This window comes from Vibrio nigripulchritudo, from assembly GCF_027924785.1.
In the GTDB taxonomy this organism is placed as follows: Bacteria; Pseudomonadota; Gammaproteobacteria; order Enterobacterales; family Vibrionaceae; genus Vibrio; species Vibrio nigripulchritudo.
Genome location: NZ_AP027050.1, coordinates 1,004,584 through 1,022,315, shown reverse-complemented (window position 1 = coordinate 1,022,315; position 17,732 = coordinate 1,004,584). Strand labels below are relative to the sequence as shown.

15 protein-coding genes are annotated in these 17,732 nt (G+C 45.0%); 2 read left to right on the top strand and 13 right to left on the bottom strand.

Annotated features, from left to right (window positions below):
- Positions 1–88: 88 nt before the first annotated feature.
- From QMG91_RS22985 to QMG91_RS22960, 6 genes are all read right to left on the bottom strand, one after another.
- Positions 89–2,473: a diguanylate cyclase domain-containing protein gene (locus tag QMG91_RS22985; protein WP_004399611.1), complete on the bottom strand. Its 2,385-nt coding sequence runs from the start codon at positions 2,471–2,473 to the stop codon at positions 89–91.
- A 324-nt stretch (positions 2,474–2,797) separates the two neighbouring features.
- Positions 2,798–3,562 carry a transcriptional repressor AgaR gene (agaR, locus tag QMG91_RS22980; protein ID WP_281832535.1) on the bottom strand — a complete coding sequence of 255 codons (765 nt, stop codon included), beginning with the start codon at positions 3,560–3,562 and terminating at the stop codon, positions 2,798–2,800.
- Between the two features lie 108 nt (positions 3,563–3,670).
- Complete coding sequence (locus tag QMG91_RS22975; RefSeq protein ID WP_281832532.1) at positions 3,671–4,591, bottom strand: sugar kinase; 921 nt, start codon at positions 4,589–4,591, stop codon at positions 3,671–3,673.
- Positions 4,592–4,593: 2 nt separating this feature from the next.
- On the bottom strand, positions 4,594–5,529 hold the full coding sequence (locus tag QMG91_RS22970) for an ABC transporter permease (RefSeq protein WP_022561336.1): 936 nt from the start codon (positions 5,527–5,529) through the stop codon (positions 4,594–4,596).
- The gene (locus QMG91_RS22965) at positions 5,522–7,039 is read right to left on the bottom strand and encodes a sugar ABC transporter ATP-binding protein (RefSeq protein ID WP_281832526.1); all 1,518 of its coding nucleotides are present in this window, start codon (positions 7,037–7,039) and stop codon (positions 5,522–5,524) included. Before QMG91_RS22965 ends, QMG91_RS22970 begins: the two co-directional genes overlap by 8 nt.
- A 57-nt stretch (positions 7,040–7,096) precedes the next feature.
- Positions 7,097–7,981 carry a substrate-binding domain-containing protein gene (locus tag QMG91_RS22960; RefSeq protein ID WP_022601391.1) on the bottom strand — a complete coding sequence of 295 codons (885 nt, stop codon included), beginning with the start codon at positions 7,979–7,981 and terminating at the stop codon, positions 7,097–7,099.
- A gap of 436 nt (positions 7,982–8,417) precedes the next feature.
- Between QMG91_RS22960 and QMG91_RS22955 the strand changes: the two genes are divergently transcribed.
- Positions 8,418–9,698, top strand: a complete 1,281-nt coding sequence (locus QMG91_RS22955; protein WP_281832522.1) for a D-tagatose-bisphosphate aldolase, class II, non-catalytic subunit — start codon at positions 8,418–8,420, stop codon at positions 9,696–9,698.
- A gap of 58 nt (positions 9,699–9,756) precedes the next feature.
- Positions 9,757–10,614, top strand: coding sequence for a tagatose-bisphosphate aldolase subunit GatY (gene gatY / locus QMG91_RS22950; RefSeq protein WP_281832519.1), 858 nt, complete (start codon positions 9,757–9,759; stop codon positions 10,612–10,614).
- A 139-nt stretch (positions 10,615–10,753) separates the two neighbouring features.
- Here the strand turns inward: gatY and QMG91_RS22945 are convergent, their stop codons facing one another.
- From QMG91_RS22945 to QMG91_RS22915, 7 genes are all read right to left on the bottom strand, one after another.
- On the bottom strand, positions 10,754–11,221 hold the full coding sequence (locus QMG91_RS22945) for a hypothetical protein (RefSeq protein WP_281832517.1): 468 nt from the start codon (positions 11,219–11,221) through the stop codon (positions 10,754–10,756).
- Between the two features lie 20 nt (positions 11,222–11,241).
- Positions 11,242–12,519, bottom strand: a complete 1,278-nt coding sequence (locus tag QMG91_RS22940; RefSeq protein WP_281832515.1) for a hypothetical protein — start codon at positions 12,517–12,519, stop codon at positions 11,242–11,244.
- A 598-nt stretch (positions 12,520–13,117) separates the two neighbouring features.
- Positions 13,118–14,500, bottom strand: a complete 1,383-nt coding sequence (locus tag QMG91_RS22935; RefSeq protein WP_281832513.1) for a class II fumarate hydratase — start codon at positions 14,498–14,500, stop codon at positions 13,118–13,120.
- Between the two features lie 10 nt (positions 14,501–14,510).
- Positions 14,511–14,894, bottom strand: a complete 384-nt coding sequence (locus tag QMG91_RS22930; RefSeq protein ID WP_004401213.1) for a hypothetical protein — start codon at positions 14,892–14,894, stop codon at positions 14,511–14,513.
- Between the two features lie 76 nt (positions 14,895–14,970).
- Positions 14,971–16,131: a mandelate racemase/muconate lactonizing enzyme family protein gene (locus QMG91_RS22925; protein WP_281832510.1), complete on the bottom strand. Its 1,161-nt coding sequence runs from the start codon at positions 16,129–16,131 to the stop codon at positions 14,971–14,973.
- Positions 16,132–16,141: 10 nt separating this feature from the next.
- Positions 16,142–16,798: a 2-dehydro-3-deoxy-6-phosphogalactonate aldolase gene (locus QMG91_RS22920; RefSeq protein ID WP_281832507.1), complete on the bottom strand. Its 657-nt coding sequence runs from the start codon at positions 16,796–16,798 to the stop codon at positions 16,142–16,144.
- Entirely contained in the window at positions 16,777–17,721 is a 945-nt protein-coding gene (locus tag QMG91_RS22915; RefSeq protein WP_281832505.1) for a 2-dehydro-3-deoxygalactonokinase, read from the bottom strand. Before QMG91_RS22915 ends, QMG91_RS22920 begins: the two co-directional genes overlap by 22 nt.
- Positions 17,722–17,732: the final 11 nt, after the last annotated feature.

Sequence of the window (17,732 nt, the reverse complement as noted above, 5' to 3'; positions counted from 1 at the left end):
CTATTAGGAGTATGCTATGAACCTATCCTGTCCACAACGACGAATACCCGATCATTTCGGACATACCACTAGCACGAAATGCCTAGGTTCACGATTCCTGGACACAATTTTCGTCGAATATCCTGAATCCGTTTTTGCCGGCAGCTTTGGCTTTATACATGGCAGTATCCGCTTGAATAAACAGTTCATCAGCGCCCAGTTTCTTACCTGGCTGCGGATAAAAAGTGATTCCAATACTGGCAGAGACATGCAGCGTGTGCCCTTCGTGAACCATAGGGACGGCGACCGCCTCAAGGACTCTGCTGATGGGAATATCATAAGCACAAGGTCGGGCAACGTTCTGGATAACGAATACAAACTCATCGCCACCAAATCGAGCGACTGTGTCACCAGCACGGATGGTATTGGTAAATTGTTCTGAAACGTGTTCAAGCATCAAATCGCCGACCTGATGTCCGTAGTTGTCGTTGATCTTCTTAAACCCATCCAAATCCAGAAACAGAATGGCTATGTATTGCTTACTTCGTTCTGTCTGCAGCATTGCCTGAGTCAGACGGTCGGTAAGCAGAATACGGTTAGGCAAACCCGTTAAGGAATCGAAATGCGCAATGTAATTGAGGCGCTCTTCGTGTTTCTTCTTGATCGTGATATCGGAAAACAATCCGACGTAATGCGTGACTTTCCCATGTTCGTTGCGAATTGAACTGATGTTAAGATCCAGGGCGACTTCTTCCCCACTAGTTCGCTTCAACCACACTTCCCCATTCCATTCACCGGTTCGGACTAAAGACGAGCGCATATCTGAGAACTGCTCCTGATTCATAAAGCGATTCTGATATTCCAGCAGATTGAATTCACGGGAGTCGTCTGAGCTCACTCCTGTAATCATGTAGCAGGCTTCATTCACTTCGATCACATCCAGCTTTTCGTTACAGATGAATATGCCTTCGTTGGCATGTTGAAAAACACTTGCCGCCAGCTTTTCCTTCTCCTGTGCCAGATAGGTATCGGTAATATCTCGTACCGCGCCCACAGTGACGTCGGCTTTGCCGTCTGAATCAAATAGCGTTTTACCTTCTTCGATGACATGCTTGATTCGACCATCCGCCATCTGAAGGCGGTGGCTAACGTAAAATGGCGTATTGTTCTCTAAAGATTCTCTGAATGCGCGGTCCACTTTGACTCGATCTTCTGGGTGTATCATGTCGAGAAACAGCTGATAGGAAGGTTCGTACTCTTCAGGATCCAGCTCGAATATATGGTAAATCTGTTCTGACCAATAAAGGGACTCGGTTTCCATATTCAGAGACCAGCTACCAATATTGGCAATGCGCTGGGCTTCAATCAAGTTGTTCTGGCTCTCTTCAAGGTTCTCTGTATGACCCGTGATCTCCAGCTCCAGGTTCTTGATGCTCGCCACGAATGCCCAAAGAATAATGATTTCGGCAAAAATGTACCCTAAAATGCCCCACCCAATGGTTTTGTGAACCGATGCCTGATACTGCTGGTGCAAAGGTGTCGCATCTTTCCAGAAGAACACTTTCCCCACTTCTTCATTTAGACCACTCATCTCATTCTGATAGTCGACAATGGGTAACTGAACCACATTGTAGGGTCTGCCTTCGTACTGAATCACATCAAATCGATAATCGGGTTTAATCATCCCTGATTCGGTTATTTGACGAATCATGCCACTGAAAATGGGCTCAGACTGGTATTCGATAACGCACAGGCACTTTTCAACATAAGGTAAGCGGTGGTAATCCTCTTGAAACTCGATCCACATCGACTGAGCCAGAGCGGATGTTCTCAACGTCACCCCACTGCCAATACCGATATTGCTTTCAAGCTTTTGAAGCAGATTGCTTAATGGGGTGCCCAGATCTAAAGCTGCCACTACAGCATCGTCTTCATCACTTGTCACGGGAACGACAGAACGAAGAGCGGCACTGGTACGCCCGATTTCGTAACCTGAAATTGAATCCCCTGTCGCCAGAACCTGACTGACTGTGTTTCGAATACCGACGACAGAATCATCGAACCGAGAGGGTTGTTGTAAACGCAGAAAAGAATTGGAATCAGGAGGAAGGAATATTTGCAGCGACTTGATGTAAAACTCATCCTGAATCATCTGCCACGCAGGCATCATATGATTCATGAGCCTTTGCCGCAAAAACTCATCGATAGTGTGATCAATTTCCCCACGTTGTTCGGCTTTCCAGCGCTCTTTCAGAATGTGATTCACACGTTCGTCGCCGGCGATAAACGTACCCATTAAACTCATGTCCGTCGCAGCCTGCTCCAGAACGGTTTGATAGCTCTGTTTGATTTGAATGGCTTGCTCTTCGATTGAGTTATTCAGAGATTGTCTGGCTGAGTTAATGCTGACAAGCACAAAGAGGATATCTATCAACGCGATGATCACGCTGAGAAGCAAAAAATTATTTCGGTGGTACTTTGAGAGGTACTTCATACCGTACCTAACCTCGCTCTATCGGAACTACTGTCTCCGTATTCAAACTTTCCCTGTTTGCTACAGAACTACCCAATTTTCCTAACAACTAGGAACGCGAATTATTTCACCTAAGGCGCAATAAGTTTTCTGAGCAGCACAATCAGTGTCCGACTTTTATTCGGCGAATTCGACCCTTCATACGCAATACTTTCAGTAAGTATCAATTTTGAGCCAGAAAAGAAAATGAATGTTTGAACCCTGAAGGGTTGGCAGTGCCAAACTGTTCGTTCAGCACTGCGTTCAGGGTTTAAGAGGTAGCGAGGTATTTTGGTTGAAGCGATCCTAAACGATTATAACTTCAACGTTTTGATCGATAAGAGACTGTTTGTGTTCTTCTGAAATGCCACTGTCTGTGATCAGAACATCGACAGTGCTACAAGGGATCACTTTATAAACACTGACCTTACCGAATTTACTTGAGTCCGTCACAACGATGGTTTTCTTTATCGACTCACACATAAATCGATAAAGGCGCGCTTCGTGTTCACTGTGTGTCGTAATACCATGGTCCATGTGTATTCCATCGACACCAACGAAAATTTTATCGAAATGGTAGTCTTTTAAGCTCGCTTCGGCTTGAGGTCCATAAAAAGACTGGCTGTCACAACGTAAAGTTCCGCCTGTAATCATCACATCTAAACCTGGGGATGCAGAAAGCGCCGTGACAATATTCAGCCCGTTGGTCATAACCGTCAGATCGCTTTCCTCTGCGATCAACTTCGCAATGTATTCAGTGGTGGTGCCAGCGCCCAGAATAATGGCATCTTTAGGTTCGATCTGTTTGACCGCTTCCTTAGCGATTATCATTTTTTCTGGCGCATGATGCGTGAGTTTGATTTTATTCGATGACTCAGCAAGAGAAGATTGGTTGCGAATCGCTCCACCATGAGAGCGAATTAATAAGCCTTTTTCATCCAGATAGTCGAGATCGTTCCTTATGGTGACCAAGCTAACATCGTGTAATTCTGAAAGCTCACCCACCGACACACTGCCATTTAGATTCAGTCTGTTCAGTATACTTTCTCGTCTTTTACTGGTTTGACTCATATTTTGAAGCTACCCTCTATCTACTTCGTAAGGAGGCTATATTTTTATAACAAATTTCGAGCCTTGCCTAGAGGCCTTACTCTTAAGGGGTATATCGATCACTCAACGTTATTTGCCTGACAATTCATCTAACCGCGATGTTCCCTCCATCGGGCCAGACACCGTTACTGAACGAGAACCACATTCTGTAGCTAGCCTTAAAGACTCCTCAATTGGCTTACTCTGCAATCGAAATGCAACATAAGCGCCGCCAAAACAATCACCTGCGCCTGTCGGGTCTACTTCTTCAACGGGAAAAGCTTTCTGCTCGAACGTGTGTGTCCGTGTGAATACTTTTGCACCTTTTTCGCCCTGCTTGAGCACAATTTCACTGACACCATAGACATTAAAATACTCATTTATCGCATTTTCGAGATTATTGCTTTCGGATAAAGACGTGATTTCCGCTTCACTTGGCATAAAAATATCGGTCACTTTCAAAATTTCGATCAGTGAGCGTTTCATCGAGGCATCCAATAGCTCCTTTCTAATATTAGGATCAAATGACACAGAACCCTGATTGCCTTTCACAATTTCTATCGCTTTGGTGGTCAAAGACGCAATATCCTTGTTAAACAAAGAGGAGCCCATGATGTGGAGATGAGTACATTGTTCGAGCACGCTTAAATTGGCGTTGTCCAGATTAAGCTTTCCACACGCCGCATTCTTGATGTTGAAGATGAAGTCGCGGCTGCCATCCGCATGATAAGTAACAAACGCTGAGCCCGTCGTTTCTTGATCCAGTACTGAAATACCCGACACATCGACGCCGTCTTGCTTCAGTCTGTCGAGATTAATGCGACCAAATCCATCATTGCCGACGGCTGAAATGATTGCGCAGTCCACACCCAGCTTCGCCACCTGATCAATAAAAATGGCAGGCGCACCACTGGGATATGGTCCAGTAAACGTTCCGGTTTCAGATAAAGCCTGGTCGACTTCCGTGGCCATTATCTCAACCACGATTTCGCCTATGGTTACAATCTTCATGCTCATCCTTTCTTGTTTTTGTACACGTCGATACCGACAGCAATGAGAATCACGATGCCCTTAACGATCAGAGACACAAAAAAGTCGACATTCATCAGGCTCATAACGTTGCTGAGAACAGCAATGATGAGCGCACCAATGAGTGTGCCGATAATGGTGCCTCGCCCCCCCGTCAATGAAGTGCCGCCAAGCACACAGGCTGCAATGGCATCCAGCTCCATGCCATTGGCAGAGGTTGGCTGAGCGGAAAACATTCGGGATGCGAGCATCACTCCGCCAATCCCCGCCATTAAGCCAGTGATCATGTAGGAATAGATGGTGGTTTTGGACACGTTAATGCCTGAATACGCTGCCGCTTCCGGGTTGCCCCCAACGATGTAAACTTTGCGTCCAAATGTGGTTTTCGACAGTAGGAAATGGTTCAACGCAATCATGGCGATAAGAATGACAATGGGAAACGGAATGCCAAGAAAATATCCGTTAAACACGTACTCAAAAGGGGCATTGTCGTACAGAGAGATCGCCTGACCGTCACTGGTTAGCATCGCAGCACCACGCCAGATTCCCATAAAGCTCATGGTGACGATGAAAGGATGCACACCAAGCCATGTGGTAATAAATCCATTCGCAAACCCACACAATACGGAAACACCAAGCGCAACAGGCAGCATCAAAGAGAAAGGCAAACCATAGGTTAAGCCCACCACCAGCACCAGCCCGGTCAATGCGACAATCGAACCCACAGACAAGTCGATACCAGCAAGCAAAATGGCGTACGTCATTCCAAAGGCAACAATCGCAACAATGGAAGTCTGCAAAACAATGTTGGTTAAGTTATTGACTGTGAGAAAGTACTCAGACAAGAAAGAAGAGACGATCATCAATAAAACAAGCCCACCAAGAATACCGCCATACTCCTTGAAAAACGCTTTAATCATCGGAATCCACTCCTGTTGCGTATACCATTACTTTGTCTTGGGAAAGCCCTTTTGTATCGAGCTCTTTCACGATTCTTTTATTCCTCATCACCAGTAACCTGTCACTCATGTTGAGCGCTTCCGGCAATTCAGAAGACACCAAAATCACTGCCGTTCCGAGAGCGGTAAGGTCACGGATAATATTGTAAATTTCGTATTTGGCACCAACGTCTACACCCCGGGTTGGCTCATCCAGAATCAGGATTTTGGGCTGTTGCTCTAACCATTTTGCCAGCACAACTTTTTGCTGATTTCCACCACTTAACGAGCCCACTTCCTGCTCAGAATCGTGGACTTTTACCCGCATTTTACGAATGCTGGTATCGGTGATGCGTTGCTCTTCACTTTCATTCCGAATGCCTGCTACTGCCACTTTTTCAAAGCTCGTCAGGTTACAGTTGATATGAACACTGTGGTCAAGCACCAAGCCCTCTTCTTTTCGGTTTTCAGTAACGAAAGCGATGCCGTTTTTTATCGCTTTGCTGGGGCTATCGATATCAATGGATACGTCATTAACTTCAATGTTTCCCTCATAGGGCAACATGCCAAATATGGCGTTCATGACATCGGAACGACCTGCCCCGACCAACCCAAAGAAGCCAACCACTTCTCCCGGCTTAACATCGAAGCTTACTTCTTGAAAGTACGAGGGATTGGTAAGCGAGCGAACCCTCAAAATGGGAACCTCGCCTATTTGTGCATCTGGAACCTTGGGTGGGTAAATGTCATTCATTTCTCGCCCGACCATCATGGTGATCAGGGAATCTATATTGGTTTCGTCTTTCTTTACGGTATCGATGTACAAGCCATCTCGCATAACAGTGATGTCGTCAGAAATTCGCATGATCTCCGCCATTTTATGGCTGACGTACACAATGGCTTTGCCTTCCGATTTAAGCTCTTCAATGATGTTGAAAAGGATTTCCACCTCGGAATCGGAAAGTGAGGAAGAAGGTTCGTCAAAAATCACCACTTCTGACGAGTAACTTAGCCCTTTTGCAATTTCGACCAATTGCCGTTGTGCCATAGATAAAGAACTCACTCTGATAACTGGCGAAATAGGAATCTTGTACTTGTCGAGTAGCGCCTTGGTTGAACTGATCATCTCGGTATCGTTGATCACACCATATTTGGAAGGCTCATTGTTGGCGTATATGTTTTCTGCAACACTCAGGTTGTTACATAGGGAAAGCTCCTGAAAAATGATGGCAATGCCATGCTCACGTGAATCCAGTGGCGACTTAAACGTCACCGTCTCACCTTTTTTGATAATGTGACCACGCGTTGGCGAATGGACACCCGCCAGCATTTTCAATGTGGTGGATTTTCCACATCCGTTTTCACCCAAAATGGTATGAACACGACCTGGAGACAACTTAATAGAAAGCCCATCTACCGCTTTAACCGCGCCAAAATGCTTGCTTAAGTCGTGGGTTTCTAAAACAACATTCTGCATATTACTATCCGACATAAAATCTCACCCGAACAACTTGAGCACAGAGCACTCAAGTCGTTCAGTTACCGCGTGCTATTTACCCGTATATAGAACAGGTACGATCGGATATTCGGCATCAACAGATTTACCAGCCAGATGATCTACCGTTGCTTTGATTGCCTTTCTGCCCATGGTATCGGCGTCTTGTTTTACAACACCAATCAGGTGAGCATTATCATCCACCGCTTTAATGCCTTCAGGCATGCCATCAAACCCAATCACCACCGCATCAGATTTTTGCTTGGTAACGGCAAGCCCGGCACCGATCATCATGTCGTCACCAAAGGCAAAGATAAGGTCTGTTTCAGGGTTTGCCTGAAGCATGTTAATAGTTGAAGTCAGGGACTCTTCGCGTGTTTTACCTGGCTGAACCGCGACAATCTTGATGTCAGTGTCGGCAACAGCATCACGGAAACCGCGTAATCGGTCTTCAACTGAGGAGATTCCAGGGTAAGACAGCATAACAACGGTGCCTTTACTGTTCAGGTGTTTGACAGCAAGTTTTCCTGCCTCTACCCCACCACCGTAGTTATCTGTTGCAACATGCGAGACCACTTTGCTGTTTTCTGCACCGATATCGACGGTAATAACCGGAATGTTTGCACGCTCGGCTTTCTTCAAAGGTCCACGGACACCTTTGGAATCCACCGGAGAAATGATGATTGCGTCGACATTTTTGATAATGCAGTCTTCGATGTCGTTAATTTGTTTTGCTAAGTCCTGGTTAGCAATAGAAACTTTTAAATCCACGTTATTTTCAGTCGCACCAGCTTTCAGACCTTTTGCCAACGCAATATAAAATGGGTGTGATTGCGTTAGAAGAGAGGCACAAACTGTTGATTCATTAGCCGCATGGGCATTCATTGAAAATGCAGACATGGCAGCCATTGAAGCAATTAAAAATTTTATACTTTTCATTTTACTTTCCTTGTATCGCTTGTGATGACCAGACGCCAAGCTCTGCTGACATGAGTCACCGGCTATTTGTTTGAACAAAAAGCAGAGAGGTCCGAAACAATGAATCAGCCCTACTTTGATATTACGCACAGAATTGAATATGTGCATAACGCCTCTTGTTAAACTTATCGTTTACCAAAACATCACAACAACATTTAAAAAGCAAAAGAAAGTTTACGTAAGTTAGATTTCGATCAACTTTATCTACTTATTTGTCAATATAAAAAGTAAAAATACCCATAAACCTCACAAAATCACTTCAATAATGAGATCAAAGTCACCTTTATATGGATTTTATGCTCATATTTCGATCAATGTGATCGAGGCGAAATTTTTTCACATTTCTTTCCTTTATTTTCATAAAACACAATAAAGAAAGATTTCGAAAGGAAAGTAAGTGCAAATTTTACTGGATATGGTGGCTCAACATAAGGCAGGTACAAAAGTCGGAATTTATTCGGTTTGTTCAGCACACCCATTGGTGTTGGAAGCCGCACTCCGTCAAAGCCTAGCTGATGCCAGACCGGTACTAATAGAGGCCACATCTAACCAGGTGAATCAGTTTGGTGGCTACACTGGTATGACACCTCAAGACTTCAAAGAGCTGGTGTTTTCTCTAGCCAAGTCATTGTCGGTTCCAGAGTCTCAGGTTTTGCTTGGTGGTGATCATTTAGGACCAAACTGCTGGCAAAACGAAACCGCCGATTCTGCAATGCAAAAATCCGAAGATTTGATAGAAAGCTATGTAGAAGCTGGGTTTCGAAAAATTCATCTCGACTGTTCGATGCCCTGTTCGGGTGACCCTGTCCCATTGAGTGATGAGACCATCGCATCACGAGCTGCTCAGCTTTGTGAAGTTGCAGAAAAAACCTGGCGATCATGCGGAGGTCCCGCTCCTGTTTACATCATAGGAACCGAAGTCCCTGAGCCCGGCGGTGCAAAAGAAGACATAGACGATGCATTGGAAGTCACCAATGAAAAAGCAGCGGAAAGGACCATTCAGATTCACAAAACGCGTTTTGAGCAATGGGGGTTAGCCGACGTCTGGGAACGGGTCATTGGGCTGGTTGTGCAGCCTGGAGTCGAATTCGATCATCACAAAGTCGTCCATTATCAGCCGTCCAAAGCCAAGCCGCTGAGTGACATGATTGAGAAATACCAAACTCTGGTTTACGAAGCGCATTCAACGGATTACCAATGCAATGGTGCGTATTCACAGCTGGTCAAAGACCATTTTGCGATTCTAAAGGTAGGACCTGCACTAACCTTTGCTCTGAGAGAAGCCTTATTTGCACTCGATTGCATTGAACGTGAATGGGTCGATTCCGAAGTAACCTCTGACCTGAAACATGCCATTGAGCTGGCAATGGATGAGGATCCAAGCTACTGGGCTCGCTACTACGAAAAATCCGGCAAATTTCAGCAAATAGACAAGCACTACAGCTTGAGCGATCGGATCCGTTACTACTGGCCAAATGAAAAGGTAAAGAAAGCGGTGGGAAAACTATTCCGTAATCTGGAAAGTAACCCGCCTCCCCCAACTTTGCTCAGCCAATATCTGCCCAATCAAAGCCAAAAAATTTCTGCGGGGAAGTTAACCAACCATCCAAAGGAAATCGTGATCGATAAAGTCATGGAAATAACCGAAATATACAGCGCTGCTTGCTATCAGAAGTAGTTGTTTTAATGAAGTACAAGCCCGTTACTTAAGCGGCGTCTGAGGAGAATTTAGGTTAATGAACAACATCATAAACAGCAATTATTGGTTAACAAAAGCCAGAAAGGAGGGATTTGCCGTTCCTGCGTTTAACTTTCATAACCTGGAAACGGTTCAGGTCATTTTAGACGCAGCGAAAGAGCTGGATTCCCCAGTCATTTTGGCGGGTACACCCGGAACTTATCAGTACGGCGGTGCTCGCGAACTCGTACATATGGTCAACGCTGCCGCATTTGAACGCAACATGCGGGTTGTGGTTCATTTAGACCATCATCATGATATTTCGGACATTGAGCGCAAGGTTCAGCTTGGCATTCGCTCCGCCATGATAGACGGGAGTGCATTGCCACTGGAAGAGAACATCGCCCTTACCAAAGAAACCGTCAAAATCTGCCACGCGTATGGTTGCTGTGTGGAAGCTGAAATTGGTCAGCTTGTCGGGCAGGAAGACGATTTGATAGTTGAATCCGTTGCCGACCCGTACACCAACCCAGAAGACGCCGTTAAGCTGGTGGAACAGACCAACATAGACTCACTTGCTATCGCCATAGGTACGGCGCATGGGCTTTACAAAGATGAACCACGATTAGATTTTGAACGCCTTGCAAGAATAGCAGAGCTTATTGATATTCCTTTGGTATTGCATGGTGCGTCCGGTATCAGCGTTGCTGATGTACAGCGCTGCATTTCTCTCGGTGTTGCTAAAGTCAACGTCGCAACTGAGTTAAAAATCGCGTTTGCAGATTCTTTAAAAAATGCATTCAACGAAGACCCCAACATCAATGACCCAAGAATTTATAATGAAGCGCCGAAAGCAGCCATGACTAAATTGGTTAAAGAAAAAATCCTGATGTGTAAAAGCGAAGGGAAACGTTAGGTGAGTTATGAGCGCCTATTTTGATGGCAAACATATCAAGACATAAAATCATTGCTCTTATAAAAAGCAGTTTGAAAAAATGAAAAGCAGAAAGACTCCCCTCTTTCTGCTTTGTCATTAAGTCACGTTAATATCGATGTTACTTAATTGCGGCTTTGATTAACGCTTTTGCTGTTTCTGCATCGCTCGCGGTGTCTACCTTGGTAAAATAGGTCAGCGCTATATTTTTAGGTTCATCAACACCCGTGATAACAATATAGTCATCCTCAACACCATAACCAAGCAGTGCTTGAGATACCTGCATATTATCTTTTGGCGATCCAACAATTACGATGGCTTTCGCTCCGTTGAAACGTTCTTTTTCTAAAGAAGAACCCTGTTGAAGAACAATACTTGAATCAAGTACTGCAACCTGATGGTTTTCCGAAGCATAGAGTGCTCGCTCACCCGATGTTGCCTCAACAGGTCCTTCCATGTTGACCATTTCCGTTATCAAATCCAGCGGTGAGTTCGTGACATTCTCCACTAAAACATGAACGGGCTTCGCCAATGCAGAGACAGAAAGAAACGTTGAAACGGTTAAAGCCAATATTGATTTCATTTTCATAATTTTTGTCCTGTTATAATTTATCTATTTAGCGTTCCAGTTTCATGTACTCGGTACCACTTTCCTGATTTACCAGCCACACACTTCGTTCCGACAGTAAAGTTCTTCGCTGCCGAATAGGTCGCGTAGCTACGCTCTAACGAAGTAGCACCTTCAACGACCGTTAACACGTTGCTGTTGCTATCTGCATCATACTGACCACGGTCCATGCTCAACGTATGTCGGAATATCTGGTTTCGTAAGCCTTCATCAGGATTACAGTTACCTTGATTGACCGTCTCGCGCCAAACAGTAAATGAACTAAAATCAATGTCACGCCAAGCCGATTGACCGATTCGATTATCAACGAGGCTACTCGACCCAGTAGACACCTCAGAGTTAAAACGAGGAAGCGGCCATATCGCATGTACGTTTAGTTTGAATTCGGAACTAGAGCCCGTGTCTGATGTTAGCTCCGTTCCGTGCACCGTCATGACAGTTTCTTCCGTTGAAAACCCACTTTCATAACCGACTGCAAAGTTCACCGACGCTTCTTTCCCAGTGCTGCCTTCTACACCAAACGAGATACTTGTCGATTTTGCGATATCCAGTGTTTTATTTTGGGTACTTGTCTTAGGGAAATAGTCATCTAAGCGCCAATAACGTGAATTGCCATTCCCACCGGGCACTGAAGGGTTATTTCTCGCGTCAACTGTTTGGATTTGTGTTTTGACGTTATTAAACACATTGTTGAGTTGATTCACTCCCCAAGCATTCCAGCTAGCGACAATATCTGGGGTCCCACTCGAATCGCTGTTGTTAGACACTGGTGTAAGATCGCAATGTCTACCCTCGCCGTTGCAGAAAAAACGTTGCTCCCTAAGTTGGGCCCCGCCAGTGGTGTACACCACATAGTGAGTTTCGCCACCTCCTGATAGCATGATCAGCTCTAACTCGTGGGTTATGTCGACTTTCTCTTCCACACCAATCCAAGCTGGTCCTGTCCTAGCGAAAACACCGTACGTAAAAGGCTGTAGTGAAACTTCGATTTGCCCTCGGCTCAAAGGAACATGTGTACACGTATTTTGAGATTCTATTTGTCCCAACTCTAAATTTCTTAACTGAGCGTTCGCAACTTTGACTCGCGCATTGTACGTCTCGCAAATCCCTTGTTTTGATTCACCAAAAGGATTGACTACGATAGGACTTATCGAGACCGTACTTACATTTGCGTTAACACCGAACGATAAAAACGAAGCCAAAATCGCACTCGATAACGCCCCAAGCCTAGCTGAATTGTTATGTTGATTAACTATCATAAAATTTCCTAAATAATACTTATTGGATTAGACAGCTTTACCGACGACAAGATAGCCGAAGTGAAAAGCGACATAACATGTATCATGAAAATAATAGAATCTATATTTACGATTTTACTATTAGAATTAAGATCTCATTTTATAAAATACAAATATAACCCATTAAAACACGACTTGAAATATTTTAAAATTATAAAAATCAAGTAAATAAACTTCTAAACAGCCAGAAAATCTTTGTTTAAATGTTAAGCAAACACGCACAACCTATTGTATTTAAATGGTTTTAATTCTCAATCAATAAAGACTACAGCTTATTATTATTGGCGAGTAATTTTATTACCAGGAACAGTTTGTTCCGTAAATAACATCCATAAATTAAGAGTGAAGAAATGATACTCGATTTTTAATAAATGCACTTTCCAGAAATTTGGTTGTACTTTTCAATGGATAGTTAATATAAATAGGTAACGTTATTTAAATAACAAGATTGATGACTTTTATTTTTCCAGGGAATAAATTTGAATGTAATCTTGGTCTTTCAATGTACAAAAAAAATGGACGCCGGAGCGTCCATTTTTATATCAGATACGTTATGTAATTACTGCGCGATACCACCTTGCGTCAGTTTCGCTGGATCAAGCAGTTTTTCTAGTTCCTCGCGGCTTAGATCCGTTTCTTCTTCTGCTACGTCGATAATGGCGCGCTGTTCTTTGTACGCTTTCTTTGCAACTTCTGCCGCTTTCAGGTAACCAATCACTGGGTTTAGTGCCGTCACTAGGATTGGGTTCTTAGCCAGCGCCACTTGCAGGTTGTCTTCGCGAACTGCAAATGTGGACACAGCTTTATCTGCCAATTGCGTAGAAGCGTTAGCCAATAGCTCGATGCTTTGAATGATGTTCAAACCAATCACAGGCAGCATTACGTTCAACTGGAAGTTACCAGACTGACCACCAATGGTAATAGTGGTGTCATTACCAATCACTTGCGCCGCGACCATCGCTGCCGCTTCTGGAATCACAGGGTTAACCTTACCCGGCATAATGGAAGAACCTGGCTGAAGCGCTTGCAGTTCGATTTCGCCCAGACCTGCTAGAGGCCCTGAGTTCATCCAGCGAAGATCGTTAGCGATTTTCATGATAGCAACCGCACCTGTCTTAAGCTGACCTGATAGGCTGACGATCGCGTCTTGGCTAGACATGTTGTAGAAGAAGTTTTCACTCGGGTGGAAAGACACGCCCGTTGAAGCTGAAATATGTTTAGCAAATAAACCAGAGAATTCTGCCACAGCATTGATACCAGTGCCTACTGCTGTACCGCCTTGCGCTAGTGCTTTCACACGCGGTAGCGTTTCTTGAATACCGTTGATGGCGGAATCGATTTGGAATTTCCAGCCACGAAGTTCTTGTGCCAACGTAACTGGCATTGCATCCATCAGGTGAGTACGACCTGTTTTCACGACGTGCTCTAGGGTTTTGGCTTTCTCTTCTGTTTTGTCGCTCAGGTATTTCAGTGCAGGCACCAGTTGGTTTTCCGCTGCCAATGCTGCGCTGACAGCAATTGCCGTTGGAACCACATCGTTACTGCTCTGCCCCATGTTTACATGATCGTTTGGATTGACTGCTTTACCTGCTTTTTGGGAAGCCAGAGTTGCGATCACTTCGTTGGCGTTCATGTTAGAACTGGTACCAGAACCCGTCTGGAATACATCAACTGGGAATTGTTCGATGTGCTGACCATCAATGATTTCCTGGCAAGACTCGGAGATTGCGTCTGCAATGTCCTGTTCTAGCAAGTTCAGTTCAGCGTTCGCCTTGGCTGCGGCTTGCTTTACGAAAGCCAAAGCCTGAATAAATTTTGCTGGCATTGTAATGCCGCTGATTGGAAAATTGTCTACCGCTCGTTGGGTCTGTGCTTGATATAGTGCTGCTTCCGGTACTTGCACTTCGCCCATGCTGTCTTTTTCTATACGGTACGTAGTCATTCTATTTCCTTTATAGATCATTGATGTATTGGATGTCTCGCAGGTCTTGTTGTAGCGTTAAGAAACGTTCGTAGCCTGCTGATGAGTGGCAGTAATGCCGTTTTAGGGCAATGAGTGGTCCGTGAATTTGATCTAAACAGATTTGTCGAAGAACCCGACAGTTGGTGGCGTCGTTAATGGCTTGCAGTAGGTTGTAATACACTCTACGAAGAAACAACTCTTCCAGCAGAGGGTTGGCAAATTCTGAACCTTCCCCATACCAAGACGCTAAATTCAGGCTTGCCTGTATATAGCCAAACACCACTTCATGTTCAAAACCGTTTTCTTCAGTATGAAACAAAAAGCGATCTTCCGCCTGATAGAAGGCTTGGTATAAAAAGGTAGACTCTTTCATGATCGACTCAATTGGACTAAATCTTATTGATAACCATTATCATTCCAATTAAGTCAATCTTTCAAGGCTTTTGTCGTTAGTTGACCTGATATTGCTGCACAAACGACATATCTGGTTCTACTCCCAGCCCATGCCCGGTTGGTAAGGTGATAAATCCACCGTTTTGAGCGACCTGATTTTGCACATCCAGAGATTCAACCAGCAAATTTTCCCGGAATAAATTTGGTGTTGTATCGTATTCCAGCATCGGCTGAACGGGATGAGCACCACCCGGTAAATGTGGCATTGAAGCCAGCAGATGAATATTGGTGGCTACCGCAATTGCGGATCCCCAAACATGGTTCACGACAGGCACGAAATGACTATGCGCCATAGACAGTACTTTCTGGTATTCCGTGATCCCACCCAGTGCACAGGTTTCAGGCTGAAGCAGATCCACACATTTGTGCTCAACCAAATCACGAAACCCCCAGCGTGAAAATTCCGCTTCCCCACCGGCAATGCACATATCCAGATGAGTACACAAATCCCGATACCCCTGCTTGTCTTCAGGGGCAACGGGTTCTTCAAACCAACTCACACCAAGCCGTTCAAGCTCTCTGCCCAATGGCAACGCTTCTCGGGTTGTGTACGCGTGATTGGCATCGACCATAATTTCTATGTCATCGCCAATGGAATCTCTTACCGCTTCAACTAACTCAACATCTTGAGACACACCTAAGCCGATTTTCATCTTCATGGATTTGAAGCCTTTTGACGCAATGTCCGCGCTTTCTTTGGCAAATCGCTCTTTCAAATCAGGAACGCGTTGCAACATCATCCCATATCCGTAAACCGGGATCGTTTCACGGAAAGCGCCACCAAGTAGCTGATAAATGGGTTGTTGGTAAAATTTACCTTTGATGTCCCAAAGTGCAATATCGACGCCCGATAACGATTGCAGCGGCATACCTTTCTGACCATGATCTCGAAGTAAGTTGTATACCTTGTGCCATATCACTTCGTTATCCAGCGGGTTCATGCCGATGATCATCGGAGCGATCACCTTTTCAACAATGGTTTGATTGGCCAGTGCAACTCCCCCACCGCCAAATGCCTCTCCGTATCCCACCAGTCCATTGTCGGTTTTTATCTCAATGATGTGGGCAGTGCGTTTGGTGTAATACTGTTGCGAGTAACCCAGTTCTTCTTCAAGGTCATATTGCAGTACGTAACTCTTCACCTGTGTAATTTTCATGGCGACCTCATTAACTTCCTTGTGCACTCAGCTTTTGCCATTGCGAAACAAACGCTTCTACGTTTTGAGAAAACTCGCTGAGTGAAATTCCCGGTCGATATAACCGACTTCCTAAGCCAAACCCCTCTGCCCCGGCTTTCATAAATGGCGCCATCGTTTCAGGTGTGATTCCGCCTACTGGCAGTATTTTGATATTGGGAGGGATCACGGCTTTCCATGCCTTTAATCCCGTAGCTAAGACCTCTTCTGCCGGAAACAACTTGAGTACATAAGCGCCTGCGTAAATGGCTTTGAACGCTTCCGATGGTGTTGCTACACCGGGAATCGGTATCAGCTCTTTGCTCAAGGCGTAACGAATTAAAGCTTCATCGGTATGGGGCATGACAATCAGCTTCCCGCCAACCTTGCTCACCTCGTCGATTTGTTGTTTCGACATCACCGTTCCTGCGCCAATCAGACTTTGCCTGCCAAAACGCATCGCCAGTTTTTGTATGCTGTTTAGTGGCTGTGGCGAATTCATTGGCACTTCGATCAAATGAATACCACCTTCGACTAGCACCTCGCCATAACTCTCGACTTCTTCTGGTTTTACCCCTCGAAGAATCGCTACCAAACCACAATCACTCAGTGTGCCGTTTAATGCCCCTACTTGTTGGCTTGAATCCATGAATGCATCTCCCAAATGCCCCGAGCCGCCGTATTGTTGTACTGCGTGACCAGAGCTTCTGGCTTGAAGTAACGCAGAGCGATTCGATACAAATCGCACAACGACTCCTCACCAATCAAAGAAATTTCTGTTGGAAGACCACCTAATGCCTGCTTGGCTTCTTTCACTTCTGAACCAATCAATAAACCGGAGAGATAAGAAAATCGCAGCTCCCCTTTGACTTCACCAAACAGCACCGCACTACGACAGGAAAACAGCTCAGACATAATGCCTGACCCGTTCAAAGCGGCATCTACACCCTGTAAAAAGGTATCGATATCCATGTCATTTTGAATATCTGCACCACCCGCATTCAGGATTGAATGCTTTTTCAGAAGGGAGTACAGCTCACCTGTCATATACGTTTGGAACTCACTGATTTGAAGGTTTTGGATTAGCACCCATTTGGAATGGGTACCAGGTAGGATGACCCAACCGTCGTAAGTGCGCTCCCAGCTGTTAAGAAAAGGCAGAAGTTGAGTCTCTTCTCCACGCATCAGGTCTATTTGCCTGCCGTGGAAACAGACTCCGGGAATTAGATGGACTAACTGACAGTCTTTAGTAAGAAGAGAATGACCACCCGCATGGATGTCTTCGATACCGCAAGGGGCATCGACATAAGGCACTTCCACCCAGCCAATTTTGCTGGTAACCATGCCCGTTAAATACACATGCAATGCCGGATATGCCATGATCCAGTCGTCTACCGCCGCATAAAAAACTTGCTCAAAAGACAGCGTTTTGCCTTCATTCTTAGGGCGCTGAAGTACACCCCAAGGGAAGCTTTTTTCAGCCATCACATTGCCCTGCTCACTGAGTAAGTAAGCACGTAGCATGGTGGATCCCCAATCCATAGCAATCACACTGGCGGTTTCTTTGGTCATTCTGAATCTTC